Origin of the sequence: Clostridium neonatale (assembly GCF_900465025.1) — a bacterium.
Taxonomy (GTDB): domain Bacteria; phylum Bacillota; class Clostridia; order Clostridiales; family Clostridiaceae; genus Clostridium; species Clostridium neonatale.
On record NZ_UICR01000001.1, the window covers coordinates 1,572,079 to 1,595,249 of the forward strand.

Consider the following 23,171-nt stretch of genomic DNA (forward strand, 5'->3'; position numbering starts at 1 on the left):
TAATAGTGATTTTAGGATGTAATTATGCTCAAAAATATATATTTATATAGAAAATAATATATAAACAAAAGAAAGAGGGATACATTGGATGAAAGAATTATTTGATTTATTTTTTACTTTTTGTAGGATTGGAGGACTGACGTTTGGAGGCGGATATGCAATGCTTCCTATGATACAAAAGGAAATTGTTGAAAATAAAAAATGGGCAACAGAGGATGAAGTTGTTGATTATTATGCAGTTGGGCAATGTACTCCAGGAGTAATAGCAGTTAATACAGCTACATTTATTGGATATAAAACAAAGGGTGTAATCGGAGCGTTGTTTGCAACATTTGGAGTTGTTTTTCCTTCACTTGTTATAATAATGATAATTGCAGCTTTTTTAAAGAATTTTGCAGAATTCGCAGTAGTAAAGCATGCTTTTGGCGGAATAAGAATAGCTGTTGTTGCACTTATCATAAGTTCAATTATAAAATTATGGAAAAGCTCAGTTAAAAATTCAATAGGTATATTCATAGCAATAGCTGCTTTTATTCTTGGTGCAGTATTTGGTTTATCACCAATTTATATAGTAATTGGTGCAGGAATAATTGGATTTTTAACTAAGAACATAGGAGGCGACAAGGCATGATATATTTAATATTATTCTTTGAATATTTTAAGATAGGCTTATTTTCAGTAGGTGGAGGCCTTGCAACATTACCGTTTTTAATTGATTTGACATATAAATATAATTGGTTTGATCAAGCGATGCTTGCAGATATGGTTGCAGTTTCAGAGTCAACGCCAGGACCTATGGGAGTTAATATAGCTACGTATGCAGGGTTTGAAACAGGAGGCTTTATAGGAGGATTTATAGCAACACTTGGCCTTATAACACCATCAATAATAGTGATTTTGATTGTTGCAAAGTTTTTAGAGAAATTTAAAAGTAATACTATCGTTCAATCAGTATTTAATGGATTAAGACCAGCAAGCGTAGGACTTATTGCTGTTGCAGGATATGAAGTTGTAAAAATTGCACTTATTAATATTGATTTATATAAATTAAGCAGAAATATAATGGATTTAATTAATATAAGAGCATTGATTGTTTTCGTAATTATTTTTTATGCCATAATGAAATATAAAAAGCATCCTGTTGTTTATATAGGTGCAGCTGCTATAGTTGGCATAATATTAAAGTTATAATATGTATAATCTAAGATTCTTAAAACAATAGAATTAAAGAGACTACTTCAAGTACATTTAAATGATATTTGAAGTAAGTCTCTTTTAAATTGGTTTCATTTCTATTATCTTAAAAAGTCTTTTAAAAAGTTTTTAGCAGTTGCAGATGTTTTAGCAGTATTGATCATATCGATTATTTCTTTTAATCTTTTATTTTCTGCATCGCTAAGTTTTGCACCGCTGTCTTTCTTTTTCATTAAATCCTGATATTCTTTATAGTTCTTGTCTCCAAGCTTTCCCTTTATGATACAGTCAACAACGTTTCTAAGGAAATCTTCTTGCTCCTTTGTAAGTTTGTCACCTTTTTCTCTGCATTTTTTTACTTCTTCTAATTTTGTGCATTGATCTTTAGAAAGATATTTCTTGTTTTCTTCACTAAAAATACTTTCACGTTTTTCTTCCTTTTTACAGTCATCCTTCTTTTCTTTTACTTCTTCTTTTTTACATCCGTCTTTCTTTTCTTCTTTTTTATCTTCTTTACAACCGCAACCATCTTTGTCTTTATTCTTATGATTTACAGTAGAAGACACATTGGCAACAGATATATCGTCAATAGATGCTAAAACTCTTTGAGGGATTGAAGATATACATCCCATGATTGCCAAAGAGGCTGCTATACATTTAATAGTTTGCTTTTTCATTAGTTACACCTTCCTAACATTAAATTTCAATCATAGTATGTGATTTAATAAAAAAATTTATTAATAAAAATAAAAAAATATTAAAAAAAGAAGATATCTTAAAATGATAATAATGATTTTAAGATATCTTTTTCTCAATTTTTAATTACAGAAATTAAAAATAAACTATTTTAAATATGAAGTTAACATCCAAATATTCTTTTAATTATTTATGGCTTTGTTTTAATAAACTGTTGAAATTTGATTAACCTCTATAAATATGGTTATAATATATAATATAACTACTATTTAGGAGGTTTTTTATGCCAAGAGTTAATAATGTTATTCAGCAAGTTTCACAATTAAATACATATGAGCAAGAGAAGGTATTTGATTTTTTAAAGACTGTATTGATGTCAAATGGAATAACTAACTCTATAGATGAAGAAATCGCTGAAAATAGATTTAACAAGGGGAAGTGCTGTCCTTTTTGCAATCATGATAAAATATCTAAGTATGGAAAATATCATGGCAAGAATGGCGTTAAACAAAGGTATAAATGCCAAAATCCAGAGTGCAAAAAAACTTTCAATGATTTTTCTAAATCCCCAGTTTCAAGTAGTAAAAAGGGATTAGATAAATGGCTACTATATGCTCAATGTATGATAAATGGTAACACTATTAGGCAATGTGCCGAAATTGTTGAGATTAATATTGCAACAGCTTTCTTTTGGAGACATAAAATTATAGACGCTATTAGAAAATTTATTGGCTACGGCTCTCTTGAGGGTGTTATTGAACTCGATGAGACATACTTTGCCCTTAGCTATAAAGGGAATCATAGCAAAAGTTCTAATTTTACTATGCCAAGGGAATCAAGAAAGCGTGGTAAAGAAATAAATACAAGAGGTATATCAAAGGAATTTGCCTGTGTATTATGTGGTGTAGATAGATTAGGAAATATATATACTGGTTTAATATGTGATGGCAGACCTAACTATACTGATATAAATAGGGCTTTATCAGAGGTTGTTGAAGAAAATTCTATTTTATGTACTGATAAACATAGGAGTTATATCCCATTTGCGGCTCAACATAATTTTGAATTACATCAAATTAGGGGCGGGAGAAAAACTGTGGATATTTATAATATTCAAAGAGTCAATGCTTTTCATAGTAGCTTAAAAAGATGGATAAGAAAGTTTAATGGTGTTTCAACCAAGTTCCTAACAAACTACCTATTTTGGTATAAATGGACCCAATTATTTAAAACAGAAATTGAAAGAAATAAGCCTAAGAAATTCTTTATTCATGCTAACTCAACACATTCTATATCTTTAATAAAGGACTTTAAGATAAGAAGACCAATATATGTATAAAAGGTAAAATTTGTTTTTATTTTACTGTTTTTAGTGTACAATAAATATAATGATTGATGAACAATTGTATTATATTGCGAAGCAAAAGGATAGGAGCATAGCTCCTATTTTTTATTTTATCTATAAAGTATATTGTGATTTTGCTAGAAGTGAATCGGAGTGCTTTACAGTAAATATAGTTTATGGTATTATTAAATACATTAAAATATGAAAGGAGTTGTGGCTATCGTTAAACAAATTTAATATAATGTCATAACTCCGTGCTATTTAAAGAGTAAAAATAGTGAATTAAGGAGATTATGAATGAAAGCTAAAAGTAATAATTATAGAGGAAAAGTTGATATTAGTGTATCGCAAAATTTTATTACTAGTAAAAATACTATATATAAATTAATAAAAAAAACAAATATATCCAAAAATGATTTTGTTATTGAAATTGGACCAGGAAAAGGTCATATAACAGAAGCTTTATGTGAAAAAAGTTATTGGGTTACAGCTATAGAACTAGATAGAAGTTTATATGGAAATTTAATAAATAAATTTAAAAGTAAAAATAATGTTACTCTTATTAATAAAGATTTTTTAAATTGGAAATTACCTAAAAAAAGAGAATATAAGGTATTTTCTAATATTCCTTTTTATATAACAACAAAGATTATTAAGAAATTATTATTAGAAGAGTTAAATTCACCAACTGATATGTGGCTAGTTATGGAGAAAGGTTCCGCAAAAAGATTTATGGGAATACCTAGAGAGAGTAAATTATCATTACTTTTAAAAACTAAATTTGATATTAAGATAGTGCACTATTTTAATAGAGAAGACTTCCATCCCATGCCTAGTGTAGATTGCGTCTTAGTATATTTTAAAAGAAAATATAAATATGATATATCTAAAGATGAATGGAATGAATATACAAGTTTTATATCTAAGTCTATTAATAACTTAAGAGATGTATTTACAAAAAATCAAATTCATGCAGTAATTAAATACCTAGGTATAAATCTTAATAATATTAGTGAAGTTTCTTATAATGATTGGATACAGTTATTTAGATATAAACAAAAGATAGATTAGTAATAGTAGATTTAAATTAGGAGGTGTTAAAATGATTATGAATGGTGGAATAGCGTCAATAAGATTAAGAGGATAAGTCACGGGTTGTGGCTATTATCTTAATTTAATAAAGAGTCATAATCCCGTGATATTTAAAGTTAATATTTAAATATAAAATTACAGGAGATTATGAAGATGATAAAAAAAGGAATAATTGTAGGAATTAATATAAATAATAAAAATAATTTTGATGAATCTATGGAAGAATTAAAAAATTTATGCTTAGCTTGCAAAATAGAAACTGTTGGTCAAATTAAGCAGAATTCAAAGAAAGTTAACTCTACTTTTTATATGGGTAGTGGGAAGATAGATGAATTAAAAAATTTAGTAGAAGAAAACAATGCAGATATAGTTATATTTAATAATGAATTATCAGCGTCACAAGTTAAAAATATTGAAGAAGAAATAAATTGTAATGTCATAGATAGAACTGCGTTAATATTAGATATCTTTGCAAATAGAGCAAAAACAAGAGAATCTAAATTACAAGTAGAGGTTGCGAAGCTCCAATATGAATTACCAAGATTAGTTGGTTCAAATGAAGATTTAGGTCGTCAAAGTGGTGGAGTAGGGACTAAAAACAGAGGCGCAGGAGAAACAAAATTAGAATTAGACCGTAGAAGAATAGAAGATAAAATTGCTAATTTAAATAAAGAGCTTGAAGTATTAAAAAATCAAAGAGAAGTACAAAAAAGTAAAAGGAAAAAATCTAATATTCCTAATGTAGCTTTAGTAGGATATACAAATGCTGGTAAGTCATCTGTTATGAATGCTTTAGTAGAGAAGTTTATAAATGATGAAGATAAAAAAGTATTTGAAAAAAATATGCTATTTGCAACTTTAGAAACTTATGTTAGAAATATAAAATTAGATAATAATAAATCTTTTTTATTATCAGATACAGTGGGATTTGTTGGGGATTTACCTCATAGTTTAGTAAAAGCTTTTAGGTCTACTCTAGAAGAAGTTTGTGATGCGGACTTATTACTTCATGTGATTGATATATCTAATCCTAATTATGAAAATCATATAAATGTAACAAATGAAACATTAAATCAAATAGGGGCGGATAATATTCCTGTGATTTATGTATATAATAAAGTTGATTTAATGGAATTAGATACATTCAATATAGAAGGGATGCTGGTTTCAGCTAAAAAATATATAGGTATAGAAGAATTATTGGAATCTATATGTAAAAATATATTTATGGATTATATAAAATGTAAGGTTATGGTTCCTTATAAAGATGGTAAAATGACATCTTATATAATTGATAGTTCAACTGTTCTAGAAACTGAATATACTAATGAAGGAACTTTATTTAGTATAGAATGTAGTAAAGAGGATTATGTTAAATACCAGTCATATATAATCTAGAGTGATTCTAGGTATCTATATAAACAATGCATAAATGAAAGAGGATGTCGCATACCAATTGAAAATTGTTCATGTGATAGCCTCTTTTATATTTGATAAGTAATTAGAAATGATTTTATTGTATGTGTTTATTGCAACAATAAAGTAAATAACTACAAATGATGCTAAAGACATTAAAATAGGATAAATAAATACTTCCAAAACCAATTAAGCTAGAGATAAATATACTTGTAAGAATGACTTTGTCTTTGTACGACTACGATGGGGAAAATGTGTATTAAAGAAATAACAAAAATACTTTAAATGAAATGTGTAAATTAAGTTAATGCTATAATATAATAAAGTGAACAATATTAATCTATTGCGATTCAAATAGGATGTCCAAATGGACATCCTATTATGTTATGCTAATTTCAACACTATTTTAAAACAAAGCCTTATTTATTAGTTTAATTGTTATTTGTTGAATTAGTGTCTTCAGTATTATTTTCTGAATCATTGTTTTTTGAAGTATTAACATCTTCAGAAGAATTATCTGTATTTACATCAGAATTGTTTTCATTTGAATTTTTATCTTCAAAATGAGTTTCAGTTTCTGCATCGTCAGGAATTATTGTTTCTTTATCTGAATTTTGTTGTGAACTATTACCTTCTGATTTATCTCCAGCAAATAAGTTTTTAAACCAATTAGATATTTTTCCAAGGAAACCTTCTTCTTTTGGAGTTTCAGTTTGAATTGCATCTGATTCAGTAGCATCAATTTGAGCAGTATCACCTAGTATGCTGTCATTTGTACTTTGAAGAATCCCTAAATCACCATCGTTACTTCCTGAGAATAGATCTTTAAACCAGTTACCTATTGATTCAAAGAACCCAGAGGTCTTAATTTTTTCACCCATTGCTTTTAAATTTGCACTTACATTATCAGAAACATTGTCCAAAGTGTTTTTCATAGTATCATAATCGTAATCTTGATCAGCAATTTTTTTCATTAGATCTTTAATTTGATCCTGCTGTTCGCTTGATAAAGTTATATTGTAATTATTAGTTACATTATTTATTGTTTCTGCAATTTGATTTACGTCTTTAGTATCATTTTTAATGATATCAGCTTTAATATCATTCATAACGCCTGTTGCTTTGTCTTGTCCGATTTCTTCAGCTAAGTCACCAGTAGTTATTAATTCTTTAGAAGCAAGTTCTTTCTTTTCTTCATCAAGCTTATTTCCAGTTGCATCTTCAAAAGCTTTCATTACACCAGTAAGTCCACCAGTTCCTGATACAGGAAATAATGAAGCCACAACAACGTTACAAGAATCCATTCCAGATGTAGCTAAGGTACTTGCTATCATTGAACTTGTAACCCAAGTTAAATTTGCAGTTTTTACTTTTATTCCACTTCCTGACTTTGTAGGCTCAACATATGCACAAGAGTATGTTTTAGTTCCAATTTGGGATTCAGTAGCTATTCCTTCTAAGTATTTTCTTTCATCATCATTATTTACTTCAAGTATAACAACTTGGTCTTTATTAACACCAAAGTATGTAAGCATTTTTTCTTTTTGCTCATTTGTAAGGTTAGCACCTAAAGTTACAACATTAGCACTATCAGCGTAAGCAAAAGAAAGATTATTAATAAGTAATGTACAGCTTAGCAAAATAGTAGCTATTAATTTTTTGAATTTCATTGATATTATCTCCTTTACAGTCAATTATGTATTATGTCAAAAGAATTATACCACAAAATTTCTTAAAAAGTGTTTTCGAAAATATTATTTTTCTATTAATATTTTGAAGATACTAAAGGGTAAATTTAAAGATACTAAGAGATGAATATGATTAAAAAATATGCGTAAGGGTAAGAATGAAAAATATAATAATTTACCGCTTAAATAATAGTCAATAAATATATTTAATGCATAAAGTATTAGTAAGATAAAATATTTTAATAATTATCTTCTCTTAAGATTAATGCTAAAAATTAAAACGAATTTATAAAAAATTAATAATTTATAATCGAAACGATATCATAATTAGGAAAAAATTAAATGAAATGTTATAATATAGTTGGCGATAAGGGGGAGAAGTTATGAATTCATGGATTAAAGAAAGTATATTTTATCAAATATATCCACTTGGATTTTGTGGAGTTTTAGATGCCGATAAGGATTATGAACAAAAGAATAGATTAATGATGATAGAAGATTGCATACCTCATTTAAAAGAAATAAATGTAAATGCAATTTATTTTTCACCAGTATTTGAGTCTACTTATCATGGATATGACACTAAGGACTATTATCAGATAGATAAAAGACTTGGAACTAATAAGAATTTTAAAGATTTATGTAGAAAATTACATGAAAATAATATAAAGATCGTACTAGATGGAGTGTTTAACCATGTTGGCAGAGATTTCTTTGCATTTAATGATGTTAAAGAAAAGGGAGCTTCATCTCAGTATATTAATTGGTTTACAAATTTAAATTTTAATAATAAAAGTGCCTATGGCGATGATTTTAGCTATGAGGGCTGGAATGGATGTTATGATTTAGTAAAGTTGAATTTATGCAATGATGAAGTTGTAGATCATTTACTTAAAGCAGTTGGATTTTGGATAGATGAATTTGATATAGATGGATTAAGACTTGATGCAGCAGATAAGGTGGAACTGGAATTCTTCAAAAAACTTAGAAGATTTACTGAATCTAAGAAAAAGGATTTTTGGCTTATGGGAGAAATAATTCATGGAGATTACAGAAGATGGGCAAATGACGAATGTCTTCATTCTGTAACAAATTATGAATGTTATAAGGGAATTTACTCAAGCCATAATGATAAGAATTATTTTGAAATATCATACTCTTTAAATAGATTATTTGGGAATGGTGGATTATACAAAGATTTATGTTTATATAATTTTGTGGATAATCATGATGTAAACAGAATAGCAAGTACTCTTAAAACAGAAAAGTACTTGAATAATGTATATACCATTTTATATACAATGCCAGGTGTACCAAGTATATATTATGGAAGTGAATATGGAATTAAAGGCGTAAAGGAAAATGGCAGTGATGTTTCTTTAAGACCACTATATGATATTGACGCATTTGAAAAAGAAAATAGCGAATTATGTGATACTATTGCTAGGCTTGGAGAAATAAGAAGCAAAAGTAAAGCGTTAAAATATGGTGATTTCGAAAATGTTGTAATAAAAAATGAACAATTAGTTTATTCAAGAGCAATTGAAGACGATAAGGTATATGTTTTAGTAAACTTAAGTGATAATGAAAGCATTTTAGATTTTCATATGTCCTTTGAAGAAGGTATGGATTTGCTAGATTCATCTAAAGAAATAATAGAAGGTGGAAGGGTAAGCCTTAAAGTACCTGCATTTTCGGCAAAAATAATAAGTAAAAGCAAGTAAGGTTTTGAAAGGGTAATTAAAAAATGAATTTATTAGATAATGATTATAATAACTATAATGGAAGTTTAGGTGTAGATTATTCTAAAGATAAGACAAAATTTGTAGTATGGGCTCCTAATGCTAATAATGTACGTTTGGTTTTATTTACAAGTAATGAAAAGGAATATAACGATCCGCCTCAAGAGATAATTGAAATGAATAGAGGAGAGAATGGTACTTGGAGTATAGAAGTAAAAAGAGACCTAAATAAAGTTTTTTATAATTATTTAATTACTAATAGTGGAAATGAGAGAGAGGTAACAGATCCGTATGCTAAAGCTGTCGGTGTTAATGGGAGACGAGGAATGGTTCTTGATCTTAAAGAGACAGACCCAAAAGGTTTTGAATATGATATAAGACCAGAGCTTAGCAGTGCATCAGGCTCAATAATTTATGAACTTCATATAAGAGATTTTTCTATAAATGAAATGTCTGGAATAGATGAAGATAAAAAAGGAAAATATACTGCTTTTACGCAAGAAGGCAGCAGTATTCCATGCGAATTTTCAAAGACAGGTATAAGCTATCTTAAAGATTTGGGAATTACACATGTTCATTTGATGCCATGCTTTGATTATGCAACTGTAGATGAAGAAAGATTAGATAAACCACAGTATAATTGGGGTTATGATCCTCAAAATTATTTTGTACCAGAAGGATCATATTCCACAAACCCATATAGCGGAAGTCAAAGAATAAAAGAATTCAAAGAAATGGTTCTTGCACTTCATAAGGCAGGTATAAGAGTAATAATGGACATGGTTTATAATCATACGTATAAATCTTATGATTCAAACCTTAATTTAGCAGTTCCAGGATATTATTATAGATGTGACCAAAATAGAAATTTCTCTAATGGTTCAGGATGTGGCAACGAATTAGCTTCAGAACGTTTTATGGTAAGAAAACTTATAGTTGATTCTGTTATATATTGGGCTAAGGAATATCATATAGATGGATTTAGGTTTGATTTAATGGGATTGCATGATATAGACACAATGAAAGCAATACGTAATGAATTAAATTTAATAGATCCATCAATAATTATATACGGAGAAGGCTGGACTGGCGGAGGAACATCATTAGATGGACATATTCAATCAAGTAAGCAAAATATAACTAAATTTGAAAGGATGCAGATTGCAGCTTTCAGTGATGATACAAGAGACGGTGTTAAAGGTCATGTATTTAATGTAAATGAAAGAGGTTTTGTAAATGGAAGAAGTGGACTCGAAGAAACTATTAAATTTTGTATAGTTGGTTCGACCGGTCAAAGTGGAATAAATTATGATAAAATAATATATTCACATTGGTCATGGGCAAATGAGCCATATCAATGTATTAATTATATATCTGCACATGATAACTATACACTATGGGATAAGCTTGCTATGGCTAATAGCGATTCATCTATAAAGCAGAGAATTAGCATGAATAAGCTTGCAGCTGCAATAATACTAACATCTCAAGGAATACCTTTTTTCCAGGCAGGAGAAGAATTTTTAAGAAGCAAGAAAAATGATGATGGAACATTTAATCATGACAGTTATAATGCTCCAGATAAAATAAATAATTTAGAGTGGCAAAGAACAATAGAGTATAAAGATATAGTAGATTACTATAAAGGCCTTATAAAATTAAGAAAGAAATATAGGGCTTTTAGGATGAATAGCAGATGTGAAATAAAGGAAAACTTAAAGTTTTTTGTTAAGGGAGAGAATTTCTATAAAGATAATATAGTTGCGTATAAAATTGAAGACAATACAGGAAAAAACTTATGTAATGATATTGTTGTAATATTTAATGCCAATGATGAAGAAGCTTTTATAGATTTACAAGAATGCAGATGGAGTGTGCTTGTTAATAAAGAAAAAGCAGGTGTTGATGAAATACATGCAATTACAGGAAACAATATAACAGTACCTTCAAAATGTGCATATGTTCTTATAAAAAAATAAACTTTTGAAAAATCATGATTTAAAATGATATAATGATTTTTATAAGATGAAATACGTAAGAAAGAAAAGGTGGTAATAGGTGGAGCAAGACAGATACCTGACATTTTTAAATGACATTAATGATGGCAAACCTAATAACTTTGTCAATAAAGATACTGAATGTCCATTTTGTGATAGAAAAAGTCTTGAAAATATAATTGATACCGAAGGTCCATTTATTATTTTAAAGAATAAATATCCAACTATAAAGGACACATGCCAGCTTGTTATAATTGAATCATATGAATGTGACACAAATATGAGCAAGTATAGTGATGAATATATGATAGAATTAATTAGATTTTCAATTAAGCACTGGCTTGAAATAGAAAAAAGTAATAAATATAAATCAGTAATTTTCTATAAAAATCATGGACCAAGATCTGGAGGAAGTTTAAAGCATCCCCATATGCAGATTGTAGGAATAGACAATATAGATTATAAAGAAAGTCTAAGAGAAGATAATTTTGAAGGAATATCAATATATGAAAGTGAAGGGTGCAGCATAAATTTATCTACAAAGCCATTTAATGGTTTTTCAGAATTTAATATAATTATGAGCGACACCTTAGATGCAATTGAAGAATTTTCATGCATCGTAAAGAAAGTTGTAACTTATGTGTTAAATGATTATTTTGTTAAATGTGATAGCTTCAATTTATTCTTTTATCATATGGATAAAAGAATCATATGCAAAGTATTCCCAAGATTCGTGACTTCTCCTTTAAATTTAGGATATGGAATAAGACAAATATCAGATAGTGCAGAAGATATTGCAGATGATTTGAAAAAATTATATTTTACAGATTACAAAAAATAATATATTAGTAAAGAAGGTAAAAAAATCTGGTGCACATGGAATAAATAAATGGTGCAATATCAGTGGCTAGGGATAACAAGAGAAATTCAATATATGATATGCTCTATTGTAAAAAAATTTTAAGCTGAAAATTCTAATGACAGTGGGTAGCCAAAATAGTTTGCTCCAAAAACAAGTTTTTGACAAGCAATTTTGGAACGGCCTTTGTCTAATAATTTAAAAGGTTAAAATTTTAATGCAATACATAAGTATACTCATATATTGAATTTATTTGTTTTTCTCTAAAATCATATATTACTTTATACTAGTGTTTTTATATTGACATAAGTAAGTAAAGATTGTATTATACTAAATGAAAATGATTATCAATATTTTAAATGGAGGCAATATGTCGAAATATATTTGGATAAATCCTGTAGCTGAAAAGATGTATGATGATGAGTTGGATTTAATAAAGTACAATTTAACTAAAAAAGGATATATAATAGTAAATTGTGAGTCACAACTTGAGTATGTAAAAGAACAGTATAAAAAATATTCAGAAGAAATAAACGGAACTATTTTAGACTGTAGATGCCCTGAAAGTATAAATTTTTTAAAAAGAAATAATTTAACTTATGGCTTTGAGATTCCAATGATTGAGCCAATATTAGTAAGAACATCTAGAGTATTATATGAAAAGTACATAAAAAATGAAGAGGATACATTAATAATAACCTGTCCATGTACGCAGCTTAGGGATTTTTCAAGGCAAGCAATGAATGATAAAGTTGGAATTAAATTTTTTACATGGAAAGAGTTTATTGAAAACGAAGGTATGGAATCATTAGGTAGCGTGGACGAGTCTCCTATACCATTAGGATATTTTAAGGATACTTTTGAAAATGTTCTTGAATTATCAAGTGAAGAAGAAATACTTACTGGAATAAGCAGCTTAAAAGAATGCAATGAAAAAAGATATGATATTGTAGAAATGCTTTATTGTAAAAATGGATGCAATAATGGAGATGGTCTATAAATGAAAAGTGAAAAATCTAAATTTAATATTTTAGGAAATTTAAAAGGATTTTTAATCTTTTTAATAATACTTATAGGTTGGTATATTGTATGTGAGATGAAGGTATGGAATGCTTATATATTACCTCCACCACAAAAAGTATTTGAAACATTTTTAAAGATGCTAAAAGATGGATCAATATTTATCAATATTTATGCAAGTATGAAAAGAGTTTTTATTGGGTTTTTCATAAGTGCAATAATCGGAATTCCACTTGGGATATTCTTTGGAATGGTTAACAGCATTTATGAATATTTTAAGCCGTTATTTAATTTCTTTAGAAATACACCACCATTAGCACTTATACCAATGCTTATATTGTGGTTTGGAATTGGAGAAAAATCAAAGATAATAATTATAATTCTTGCATCTTTCTTTCCTATATTTACAAGTACATTAAAAGGAATAAGAAATTGTGATTCGAAATTAATTGAAGTTGGTAAAGCTTTTGAATTATCTAGGTTGCAAATAATACTTAAAATAATAATTCCAAGTGCAGTCCTTGATATAGCTGTTGGACTAAAATTAGCATTAGGCTATAGTTTTAGGGCTATTATTGGTGCCGAGCTTGTAGCTGCATCTTCAGGACTTGGATATTTAATTTCAGATGGAAAAGAAATGTCTAGAACGGATGTAGTTATAGTTGGAATAATCGTAATAGGTATACTCGGAATATTGTGTGATTACATATTTTCTATACTTGTAAAGAAGGTCAACAAGGGAAAGTCGGTGGAAGCTTATGAGTAATTCGGGATATATAATAAAAAAAGTTTGCAAAAATTATGAAGTCAATAATGAACAGCATATGGTTCTTAATAATATTTCATTAAATATCTCAACAGAAGATATAACAGTAATACTTGGAGAAAGTGGATGTGGAAAGACAACATTTCTTAGGATTATTGCAGGTCTTGAAAATGTAACAAGTGGTGAAATAAGCTACATTAAAGATAATAAAGAATTTAAACCAAAGGTAGGAATGGTATTTCAAGAAAGCAGGCTTATGGATTGGCTTGATGTAAGTGAAAATATAACTTTTCATAATGTTAGTAATAGATCTAAAAAAAATAATAAAAATGCAATATATAGGCTGCTAAGTAAATTAAGATTTAAGAAAAATAATTCAGTTAGTGAAATAGATGTAGATAAGTATCTTTCTATGATGAAATTAGAAAAGTTCAAAAATTCATATCCAGGTGAATTATCAGGGGGAATGGCTCAAAGAGTAAGTATAGCAAGAGCTCTTTCATTTGATCCAGATATGCTGCTTATGGATGAACCTTTTTCAGCTTTAGATTATTTTACAAGAAAAGATATGCAAAATGAAGTTATAAGAATACATGAATCTACAAATAAAGGTGTTATCTTTGTAACTCATGATATCGATGAAGCTTTAAAAATTGCAGATAAAATAATAGTTTTTACTTTAGAAAGAGAATTTAAAGAATTTAAAATAAATGATACATATAATAGAGATTTGACATCTAATTATTATGTTTCACTGAAAAAAGAAATTTTACATACCTTAAAATCTAATATTAAAGATTAAAGCCAATGAAGTAAAGATGATTAATAATATATTCCATGCAGAAAGTTATAAGTAAAAGGTAGAAAAGATTATTAAATATACATTATAAGAAGATTATAAATTATATATTAATATGTAATTTAAATATATAAACTCAAGGGGGAAAAACAATAATGAATTTTAAAAAAGTATTAGCATGTATGACAGCTATGATGGTTTTAACAGGAACAATGATAGGTTGTGGAAGCGCGAAGACAACAGAAGATAAGGCAGAACAAGTTTCAGAAATAAATTTAACTTACGTTAAATCACCACTTAATGTACCATCAATTATTCAAAAGCAGGATGATTTATTTGGAAAGGAATTTTCAAAAGATAATATAGCTGTTAATTTTCATGAAATAACTTCAGGACCAGATCAGACACAAGCTTTAGCAGCAGGAGAATTAGACTTCTTACATGCTTTAGGTGGAACTTCAGCATTAATAGCAGCATCTAATGGTGTTGAGTTAGAAATATTAAATACATATAGTAGATCACCAAAAGGATTTATGATTTTAACAAATGATGATTCAATAACTTCAGCAAAAGATTTAGTAGGTAAAAAGGTAGCAGGGCCTAAAGGAACAGTACTTCATCAAGTATTAATAGCTGCTTTAAAAAATGAAGGACATACAATTGATGATGTTGAATATATAAACATGGGGATTCCTGAAGCTAGTGCAGCTCTTGCAGATGGCAGTGTAGATGCAGCTCTAATAGCTGGACCTACAGCACTTAAGGCAATAAATTCAGGAAGCAAAGTTGTTGCAAATGGGGAAGGCTTAGTTGATGGAATAATTGTAACTGCTGTAAGCAAGGACTTTGCAGATAAGCACCCAGATCTAGTAGATAGATTTTTAAAAGTAGAAAAAGAAACTTTAAAGTATGTAGATGAAAACTTTGATGAAGCTATGGAAAAAGTAGCAAATGAAGTTGGCTTAACGGTTGAAGAAACAAAAGAAATGTATAGCTGGTATGATTTTAATTTAGACATAACAGATGCTGATATACAATCACTTAAGGATACACAAGACTTTTTAATTGCAAATGGATTACAAGAAAAAGAAGTAAATGTTGAAGATTTAATATATACTAAAAAATAATTATAAATAGCAAAGAATAAAGAAGTACGAATTTTTATTCATACTTCTTTATTTTGTATTAGAGGCAATAATATGTATTTTGTATTTAAAGAAAAAATATTAAACGTAAATAATGTATGTGAACAAGCTCAATATTTATTAACGAATATCCCATAGTTCAGTAATATGAACATGGGACATTTTTGTGTGATTTTATATTATATATAAATAAATTATAGATTTGTTTAAAATAAATCTAATTAATACAAGAATTAATTCTAAATTAATATGTAATACATTATAGCTATTATGATTTACATTAGAATTATTTAGACAAAAAGTACAAAATAATACCCCCTAAAATACTTAGTATATCATGATATAAAGGTTATGAATGTATAAGTAAGTCATATTAAGTCGGAAGATAATTATTGATATTATTTCCATAAAACAATATAATTTAAATTATAAAAGATTAAAATATTTTACTCTTTTATAAAATAATTAATTTAAACTCAAGGCTAAAAAATAAGGGAAAAGTGAGGGTGTTTTAATGATTAAAAAAAGATTTAAAAAACTGACATCATGTGTAATGGCTGGATCTATAATTACATCTTTAATTGGACCAACTAATGTATTTGCACAAGATATGAATCAAAATGTACAAGCAATTACAAATAGTGAAAATCAAGCACAAGTAAAAGTTAAAGAGCGTACATCTGTTCATGATCCTTCTATTGTAAAAGACGGTGATACTTATTATGTATTCGGTTCTCATATAGAAGCAGCAAAGTCTACAGATCTACAAAATTGGACTAAATTTACTAATAACTATACCACTCCCAATAATGCTTTATTTGGGGATTTGTCAAAAAATTTAGCGGGATCTTTTGCGTGGGCTGGTGAAAATGATTCAGATAGTAAAGGTGGATTTTCTGTATGGGCACCAAATGTATTTTGGAATGCAGACTATGTAAACGATAACGGAACAAAAGGTGCGTATATGATATATTATTGCACATCATCTACTTATAAGAGATCTGCTATAGGTTACGCTGTATCTCAAAATATAGAAGGTCCATATACTTATGTTGATACAATTATGTATTCGGGCTTCACTACTGGAGATTCTTATGATACTGGAAGTAAAATAAATACTAATTATTTGAATACAAATATTAAAGAACTTATTGATAACGGTACATTAACAGGATCAAATTCAAAATGGTTTACAAGTAATGGGGCTTATAATACAAGCTATTCTCCAAATGCCATAGATCCAGAATTATTTTATGATTCAGAAGGTACACTCTGGATGACTTATGGCTCTTGGTCGGGTGGCGTGTATATATTAAAAGTTGATAAAAGCACTGGTAAAGTAATATATCCAGGAAAAGATGAAAATAGTGATAGTGGTAATATTACTGATAGATATTTTGGAACTAGAATATCTGGGGGATATACAAAATCAGGTGAAGGTGCAAAAGTTGTTTATGATAAAGAAACAGGGTATTACTATTTATATGTATCTTATGCTGGATTAGCTGCAAATGGTGGTTACAACATAAGATTATTTAGATCAAAAAGTCCAGAGGGTCCTTATTTGGATGCAGCTGGAAATAATGCTGTATTACCTGGAAATGTAGATAATGCTTATTCTGGAATTAAACTTATTGGCAATTATAAATTTGATTGTTTAGATGTTGGATATAAAGCGGCTGGACACAATTCATCATTTATTGATTCAGATGGACAAATGTATCTAGTTTATCATACAAGATTTAATAATGGTACAGAAGAACATCAAGTTAGAGTTCATCAAATGTTTATAAATGAAGAGGGATGGCCAGTAGTAGCACCTTATGAATATAGTGGTGATAAAATTTCTGAAGATGGTTATTCAAAGGATGAAGTTGTTGGATACTACCAATTTATTAATCATGGTAATTCTAACAGTTCTGCAATGATAGATACATTAAATGTAGAGCTAAAGGAAGATTATACAGTATCTGGTGATGTAAGTGGTACTTGGAGCATGAAAGATGATTCATATTTCATGAATGTTACTATAGATGGAGTGACTTATAAAGGAGTATTCTTTAAACAACAAGATGAGTCTAAATATGTGTCTAAAGTAATGACATTTACTGCTCTTGGTAGTAATAATGAATGCATTTGGGGAAGTAAGCTTGAATTAAAAGATAGTGAAGCAGTACAGTATGCAGGAAATGATTTAGAGGCGAAAATTCCAAGCAGTACAAAATCAGATATAACATTGCCTACAGTAGGCGCATATAATACAACAATTTCATGGTATTCAAGTAATCCTAGTGTGCTTGATAGTGAAGGAGTAATAAGTCGTACTGCAAATGACGAGATTATCACACTTACAGCGAAAATATCTAAAGGTGAATCAGTTTATAATAAAACATTTAATGTTGTTGTTAAAGGTAAATTAGAAAAGATTGATTTAGAGCCAACATATAAATATGATTTTGATACATTAAATGAATCAAATGAAGTTTTAAATAGTGGAATTAAAGATGGAAGTGCAATTCTAGTAGGTTCAGCATCAATTTTAGATGATAAAAATAGAGGGAAGGTACTAAGTATATCAAATGAAAAGGGCGCTATAAAAGAAAATTATTTAGCCTTACCAAGTGATACATTTAGTGGAATTACCAATAAGGGTTATACAATAGGAATGTGGGTAAATGTAGATACTACAGATCCAAATTACTTTGAGCATAGTGCATTGTTTGAAGGAAATGGTGGTGGACAAGATAAATATCCTGTCACAAGAATTAGTGCTAATTTATTCTCTAGAATTAATTCCAATGGAGCATGGGCTGACGCAACAGAAATTAGTAAGCCATTAAAAGCAAATACATGGCAATATGTAACATATACAGTAAATTCAGAAGGAATTGCTGTATATGTAGATGGAGATGAAGTTGGAAGTGCTAAAGGTAATTTAACAGCATGTTTTGCAGATGATTTTCTTTCAAATATGACTGATGTTAGAGTTGGAAGTGGTAACATTTGGGGAGATGCAGATATATCTTCTGCAAAATTTGATAATGTATCTGTCTATGATACTGCATTAACAGATCAACAAGTAGAAGCACTTTATAATGAAGAAGTGTCATCAAAGCCAGAAGAACCATCAAATCCAAGTGAAGGTAATGGAATTTCATTTAATTATAAAGTAGATGAGGCATGGGAAAATTACGTTAAGTCAACTGTAAAATTAACTAATACAAGTGATAAAACAATTAGCAATTGGACATTGAAAGCTGATTTTGATGGAGAAATAACTCAAATATGGAATGCTTCAATAGCTTCTCATGATGGAAATAGTTATATAATAAAAAATTCTGGATGGCCACAAGATATTACCACAGGTGCAGCTGTTGAATTTGGTTTTATAGCTTCATATGAAGGAGAAAAAGCTCCTGAAATTACAAAATATAGTATTGTATCATCTGAACAAAGAGTAGAAGATGATCAATATAAAGTTGATTTCTCTAAAAGTTCTGAATGGGATAATGGATTTAATGGTGAGCTTGTAATTAATAACAACGGTAATACACCAATAGAAAATTGGGTTATTGAATTTGATTATAAAGATACAATTGAATCTATATGGAATGCAGAAATAGTAAGCCATAAAGGAGATCATTATGTAATTAAAGGTAAATCACATAATGCTAATATTAAAGCAGAAAATAGTGTATCATTTGGATTTGAAGGAGTGCCTATTGAGGGAGGTAAGTCAACAGAGGTTCCAGAAAATTATAGTTTAAGTGAAGTCACATACTAGTATATATACAGGACAGGTATTGATAAAAATTTAATAATAGTTATTTTTTTAATCAGTTGGAGTGGATTTAAGTACTTCAACTGATTTTTCTGTACAAGAAATAATGTAACTGGACTTTTTATTAATTTTGAAAGAATATATAAAATAAGAATTAAGTCTTATTACTAAGAAGGAAATTTTTAATACATAATTATGAGGAGAGTATTTTACTATAGATTAAATAAATTCTACATATAAAAAACTATCTGGCATTTTCTTGTTTACAAATAGAATTTAAAATATTATAATATGGAAGTAAATGCGTTGTGATAAAAAACTATTGACGCATAGTGTATGTATATGTTAACATACATATGCAAAGTAAATGCTTACATAAATAAATAGAAATGGATTGTTACTGCTTAGAGCAGGCAAGACCTAAACTTTATTAATATATAGTATATATTAATTGAGGTTTAGTTTTTTTTAATGAAAGAATTTATATCACTATATGGAGAGATTTACATGAAAATTAGTAGAGTAATTAATAATAATGTAGTATGTGTTATAAATGATAATAATGAAGAGCTTGTGTTAATGGGAAATGGTATTGCTTTTAAAAAAAGAAAAGGCGATGATATTGATGAAAGTAAAGTAGAAAAAGAATTTTCTATCAATAATAAACATACAGCTAATAAACTAGAGAATATATTAGCAGATATCCCGATTGAACATATTAACTTATCAAATGCCATAATAAAAAAGGCAAAAGAAACATTAAATAAAGAACTAAATGATAACATTTATATAACATTAACAGATCATATTAGTTTTGCAATTAAAAGATTTGAGCAAGGTCATATGTTAAGTAATGCACTTCTTTGGGAGATTAAGAAATTTTACCCAGAAGAATTTAACATAGGTCAAGATGCAATCATGTTAATTTGGGAGAAGCTTGGTGTTGAATTACCAGAAGATGAAGCAGGATTCATTGGTTTACATATTGTTAATGCTCAACTTGATTCTAATATGAATAGTACAATGGAGATTACAAAATTAATTCAATCAATATTAAAGTTGATTAAGTATTATTATCACATTGATTTAGATGAAAGTTCTGTGTATTATACAAGATTTATCACTCATTTAAAATATTTTGCTCAAAAAGTATTAAATAAAAATGACTTGGGAAATAAGAGTGATTCTATATATAATATTATTAAAAGTCAGTACCCACAAGCATTTGAATGTGCTAGGAAAATAGCTGATTTTATTGAACGAGATTATAAAAAGAGTATATCAGAAGAAGAACTTGTTTATTTGACTGTACACATTAAAAGAATTTGTGAACCAGAATCTTAGTGAATTTATAAAAAAATAGGATGGTTACTTTTGAAATAAGGCTAGACCTAAACTTTTAGTAAAATAAAAGTTTAGGTCTATTTTATTTATCTGATGCCTAGCCACTGTAACAATCAAATCTTCTATTAAAGAGGAAGATAACAGTGGACACGACCATAGACTAGGTATCCCTTGAGGGTATAAGTTAAACTAAGACTCAGATGGGGAACAAACCCAATCTGAATCAAGTTTAACTTAATACATAATACACATTATAGAAAGAAAAGGAGAGAATATCATGGCAAGAGATTATAATCAGATTGCAAAAGATATAATAAGAGAAGTCGGTGGAGACGAAAATATAGCAAGTGCTACTCACTGTGCCACAAGGCTTAGATTAAAATTAAAAGATACTTCAAAGGCTAATAAGCCTAAAGTCGAAAAAATCATTGGGGTAATTACAGTAGTAGAAGCAGGAGGACAGTTCCAAGTTGTAATAGGAAATCATGTTAAAGATGTTTATAATGAAATGTCTCAAATACTTGATTTAGAAGGAAAGCCAAGAGAAGATTCTGGTGAAACCCAAAAGATTGGAATAATGAGTAGAATAGTTGATATTATTTCAAGTATATTTGCACCATTTTTATATGCATTAGCTGCATGTGGTATACTTCAAGGGGTATTATCAGTACTTACTGCAATGGGAGTTTTATCAACAGCAGGTGGTACATATAGAATATTAAACTTTGTATCATGGACTGGTTTTACATTCTTACCAGTATTAATAGCTATTACAGCATCTAAAAAATTTAAAGCTAATACTTATGTATCAGTTATAGCGGCATGTGCATTAGTTAATCCAGATTTTATTAATATGATGACAGCAAGAACAGTTGCTACATTAAATTCAGCAGATCCAGCAATAAAAGCCCTTATGGAATCTGCAATGAATAATCCTGATATGGTTAAATTCATGACAGATGTTTTAGGTATACCAGTTACATCTTATAGCTTAGACTTTTTAGGTTTACCAGTACAAATGTTAAGTTATACATCATCTGTTATTCCAATAATTTTATCTGTATGGATATTATCATATGTGCAAAGATTTTTTGAAAAAGTATTACCTTCAGTAGTTAAAAACTTATTAACACCAATGTTTTGTTTAGTTATTATAGTTCCATTAACATTATTAGTATTTGGACCAGTTGGAAATACTATAGGTGGAGCAATTGGTGGTGTTTATAATTTCTTATATAACTTAAGTCCTATAGTTGCAGGGGCAGTTGTAGGTGGATTATGGCAAATACTAGTTGTATTTGGAGTTCACTGGGGAATAACTCCTGTTACAGTTGGAAATTATGCAGCACTTGGATATGATACATTTACAGCTCTTCAAGCTTCAGCAGTTTTCTCTCAAGCAGGAGCAACATTTGGAGTATTCCTAAAATCAAAAAATAAAGAGCTTAAAAATGTATCATTATCAGCAGGTATTACAGCAATATTTGGTATTACAGAACCAGCTACTTATGGTGTTACATTAAGACTTAAAAAGCCATTAATTTGTGGTTGTATAGCAGGAGCAGTAGGTGGAGCTGTTGCAGGTGGATTTAGAGCACTATCTTGGGGATACAATATTCCAGGTATAGCAACATTACCAGCATATTTTAAGGCAGGATATATGACTCAATTTTTAGGGTTATTATTATCAATAGTAATAGCATTTGTTTTAGGTGCATTATTAACTTACATAGTAGGTTTTGAAGACGAAGAAGAAAATATTGAAGAAGAAATAGAAAATACTGAATTAACAAAAAGTATAAATTCAGATAATAAAGGACAATTAGTAAAAGAATATATAGTAAGTCCTATTAAAGGAAATGCAATACCATTAGCAGAAGTTAAAGATGCTGCATTTGCATCAGAAATGCTTGGAAAAGGATTAGCAATCATTCCTTCAGAGGGCAAGGTTTATGCTCCATTTGATGGAACTGTTGAAGCACTATTTGCTACAAAACATGCTATTGGACTTAAATCAGAAAGTGGAATTGAAGTTTTAATTCATATAGGTATAGATACAGTTAAATTAGAAGGAAAAGGCTTTACTTCACATATTGCACAAGGTGATATGGTGAAAAAAGGACAATTACTTGTTGAATTTGATATTTCGTTTATAAAAGAACAAGGATATGATGTGACTACACCAATAATGGTTACAAATATGGATGACTATTTAGACATATTAAAAACAGATAAATCAGAATTAGAAGCAATAGATGAAGTTGCAATAACAGTAGTTAAGTAACTA

General features: G+C 28.5%; 17 protein-coding genes. 15 read left to right on the forward strand and 2 right to left on the reverse strand.

What is annotated here, in order from left to right; all coding sequences use genetic code 11:
• The first annotated feature begins 88 nt into the window (after positions 1-88).
• Positions 89-631, forward strand: coding sequence for a chromate transporter (locus CNEONATNEC86_RS07205; protein WP_125149051.1), 543 nt, complete (start codon positions 89-91; stop codon positions 629-631).
• Positions 628-1,191, forward strand: a complete 564-nt coding sequence (locus tag CNEONATNEC86_RS07210) for a chromate transporter (protein WP_058294577.1) — start codon at positions 628-630, stop codon at positions 1,189-1,191. Before CNEONATNEC86_RS07205 ends, CNEONATNEC86_RS07210 begins: the two co-directional genes overlap by 4 nt.
• A 104-nt stretch (positions 1,192-1,295) precedes the next feature.
• Here the strand turns inward: CNEONATNEC86_RS07210 and CNEONATNEC86_RS07215 are convergent, their stop codons facing one another.
• Positions 1,296-1,871, reverse strand: a complete 576-nt coding sequence (locus CNEONATNEC86_RS07215) for a hypothetical protein (protein WP_058294578.1) — start codon at positions 1,869-1,871, stop codon at positions 1,296-1,298.
• Positions 1,872-2,173: 302 nt separating this feature from the next.
• Between CNEONATNEC86_RS07215 and CNEONATNEC86_RS07220 the strand changes: the two genes are divergently transcribed.
• The 3 genes from CNEONATNEC86_RS07220 to hflX all read left to right on the forward strand — a co-directional run bounded on the left by CNEONATNEC86_RS07220 (position 2,174) and on the right by hflX (position 5,725).
• A complete protein-coding gene (locus tag CNEONATNEC86_RS07220; protein WP_055257692.1) occupies positions 2,174-3,229 on the forward strand; it encodes an IS1595 family transposase in 1,056 nt (351 codons plus the stop codon).
• Between the two features lie 303 nt (positions 3,230-3,532).
• On the forward strand, positions 3,533-4,306 hold the full coding sequence (locus tag CNEONATNEC86_RS07225) for a 23S rRNA (adenine(2058)-N(6))-methyltransferase Erm(Q) (protein ID WP_007286427.1): 774 nt from the start codon (positions 3,533-3,535) through the stop codon (positions 4,304-4,306).
• 174 nt (positions 4,307-4,480) lie between these two features.
• Positions 4,481-5,725: a GTPase HflX gene (gene hflX, locus CNEONATNEC86_RS07230; RefSeq protein WP_162214182.1), complete on the forward strand. Its 1,245-nt coding sequence runs from the start codon at positions 4,481-4,483 to the stop codon at positions 5,723-5,725.
• Positions 5,726-6,174: 449 nt separating this feature from the next.
• Here the strand turns inward: hflX and CNEONATNEC86_RS07235 are convergent, their stop codons facing one another.
• Entirely contained in the window at positions 6,175-7,413 is a 1,239-nt protein-coding gene (locus CNEONATNEC86_RS07235; protein WP_058294579.1) for a DUF1002 domain-containing protein, read from the reverse strand.
• A 401-nt stretch (positions 7,414-7,814) separates the two neighbouring features.
• Here CNEONATNEC86_RS07235 and CNEONATNEC86_RS07240 point away from each other — a divergent pair, with 401 nt between their 5' ends.
• The 10 genes from CNEONATNEC86_RS07240 to CNEONATNEC86_RS07285 all read left to right on the forward strand — a co-directional run bounded on the left by CNEONATNEC86_RS07240 (position 7,815) and on the right by CNEONATNEC86_RS07285 (position 23,168).
• Entirely contained in the window at positions 7,815-9,155 is a 1,341-nt protein-coding gene (locus CNEONATNEC86_RS07240; RefSeq protein WP_058294580.1) for an alpha-amylase family glycosyl hydrolase, read from the forward strand.
• A 23-nt stretch (positions 9,156-9,178) separates the two neighbouring features.
• Positions 9,179-11,152 (forward strand): type I pullulanase, encoded by a 1,974-nt coding sequence (gene pulA / locus CNEONATNEC86_RS07245; RefSeq protein WP_058294581.1) that lies wholly within the window; start codon positions 9,179-9,181, stop codon positions 11,150-11,152.
• A 79-nt stretch (positions 11,153-11,231) separates the two neighbouring features.
• On the forward strand, positions 11,232-12,011 hold the full coding sequence (locus CNEONATNEC86_RS07250) for a DUF4931 domain-containing protein (RefSeq protein ID WP_058294582.1): 780 nt from the start codon (positions 11,232-11,234) through the stop codon (positions 12,009-12,011).
• A 388-nt stretch (positions 12,012-12,399) separates the two neighbouring features.
• Positions 12,400-13,029: a hypothetical protein gene (locus tag CNEONATNEC86_RS07255; protein WP_125149047.1), complete on the forward strand. Its 630-nt coding sequence runs from the start codon at positions 12,400-12,402 to the stop codon at positions 13,027-13,029.
• The gene (locus tag CNEONATNEC86_RS07260; RefSeq protein ID WP_230132073.1) at positions 13,030-13,815 is read left to right on the forward strand and encodes an ABC transporter permease; all 786 of its coding nucleotides are present in this window, start codon (positions 13,030-13,032) and stop codon (positions 13,813-13,815) included.
• Complete coding sequence (locus CNEONATNEC86_RS07265) at positions 13,808-14,617, forward strand: ABC transporter ATP-binding protein (protein WP_159135778.1); 810 nt, start codon at positions 13,808-13,810, stop codon at positions 14,615-14,617. Before CNEONATNEC86_RS07260 ends, CNEONATNEC86_RS07265 begins: the two co-directional genes overlap by 8 nt.
• Before the next feature lie 152 nt (positions 14,618-14,769).
• Positions 14,770-15,741 (forward strand): NrtA/SsuA/CpmA family ABC transporter substrate-binding protein, encoded by a 972-nt coding sequence (locus CNEONATNEC86_RS07270; RefSeq protein WP_125149046.1) that lies wholly within the window; start codon positions 14,770-14,772, stop codon positions 15,739-15,741.
• 532 nt (positions 15,742-16,273) lie between these two features.
• A complete protein-coding gene (locus CNEONATNEC86_RS07275; RefSeq protein ID WP_159135779.1) occupies positions 16,274-19,543 on the forward strand; it encodes a cellulose binding domain-containing protein in 3,270 nt (1,089 codons plus the stop codon).
• A 504-nt stretch (positions 19,544-20,047) separates the two neighbouring features.
• Positions 20,048-20,884: a BglG family transcription antiterminator LicT gene (gene licT, locus CNEONATNEC86_RS07280; RefSeq protein ID WP_159115960.1), complete on the forward strand. Its 837-nt coding sequence runs from the start codon at positions 20,048-20,050 to the stop codon at positions 20,882-20,884.
• Between the two features lie 277 nt (positions 20,885-21,161).
• Positions 21,162-23,168 (forward strand): beta-glucoside-specific PTS transporter subunit IIABC, encoded by a 2,007-nt coding sequence (locus tag CNEONATNEC86_RS07285; protein WP_159135780.1) that lies wholly within the window; start codon positions 21,162-21,164, stop codon positions 23,166-23,168.
• Positions 23,169-23,171 lie beyond the last annotated feature (3 nt).

Coding starts and splice junctions, on each gene's coding strand:
- CNEONATNEC86_RS07220 (WP_055257692.1), top strand. CDS start 2,174: ATGCCAAGAGTTAATAATGTTATTCAGCAAGTTTCACAATTAAATACA.
- CNEONATNEC86_RS07260 (WP_230132073.1), top strand. CDS start 13,030: ATGAAAAGTGAAAAATCTAAATTTAATATTTTAGGAAATTTAAAAGGA.
- hflX (WP_162214182.1), top strand. CDS start 4,481: ATGATAAAAAAAGGAATAATTGTAGGAATTAATATAAATAATAAAAAT.
- CNEONATNEC86_RS07235 (WP_058294579.1), bottom strand. CDS start 7,413: ATGAAATTCAAAAAATTAATAGCTACTATTTTGCTAAGCTGTACATTA.
- CNEONATNEC86_RS07275 (WP_159135779.1), top strand. CDS start 16,274: ATGATTAAAAAAAGATTTAAAAAACTGACATCATGTGTAATGGCTGGA.
- licT (WP_159115960.1), top strand. CDS start 20,048: ATGAAAATTAGTAGAGTAATTAATAATAATGTAGTATGTGTTATAAAT.
- CNEONATNEC86_RS07255 (WP_125149047.1), top strand. CDS start 12,400: ATGTCGAAATATATTTGGATAAATCCTGTAGCTGAAAAGATGTATGAT.
- CNEONATNEC86_RS07215 (WP_058294578.1), bottom strand. CDS start 1,871: ATGAAAAAGCAAACTATTAAATGTATAGCAGCCTCTTTGGCAATCATG.
- CNEONATNEC86_RS07285 (WP_159135780.1), top strand. CDS start 21,162: ATGGCAAGAGATTATAATCAGATTGCAAAAGATATAATAAGAGAAGTC.
- CNEONATNEC86_RS07205 (WP_125149051.1), top strand. CDS start 89: ATGAAAGAATTATTTGATTTATTTTTTACTTTTTGTAGGATTGGAGGA.
- CNEONATNEC86_RS07270 (WP_125149046.1), top strand. CDS start 14,770: ATGAATTTTAAAAAAGTATTAGCATGTATGACAGCTATGATGGTTTTA.
- CNEONATNEC86_RS07240 (WP_058294580.1), top strand. CDS start 7,815: ATGAATTCATGGATTAAAGAAAGTATATTTTATCAAATATATCCACTT.
- pulA (WP_058294581.1), top strand. CDS start 9,179: ATGAATTTATTAGATAATGATTATAATAACTATAATGGAAGTTTAGGT.
- CNEONATNEC86_RS07210 (WP_058294577.1), top strand. CDS start 628: ATGATATATTTAATATTATTCTTTGAATATTTTAAGATAGGCTTATTT.
- CNEONATNEC86_RS07225 (WP_007286427.1), top strand. CDS start 3,533: ATGAAAGCTAAAAGTAATAATTATAGAGGAAAAGTTGATATTAGTGTA.
- CNEONATNEC86_RS07265 (WP_159135778.1), top strand. CDS start 13,808: ATGAGTAATTCGGGATATATAATAAAAAAAGTTTGCAAAAATTATGAA.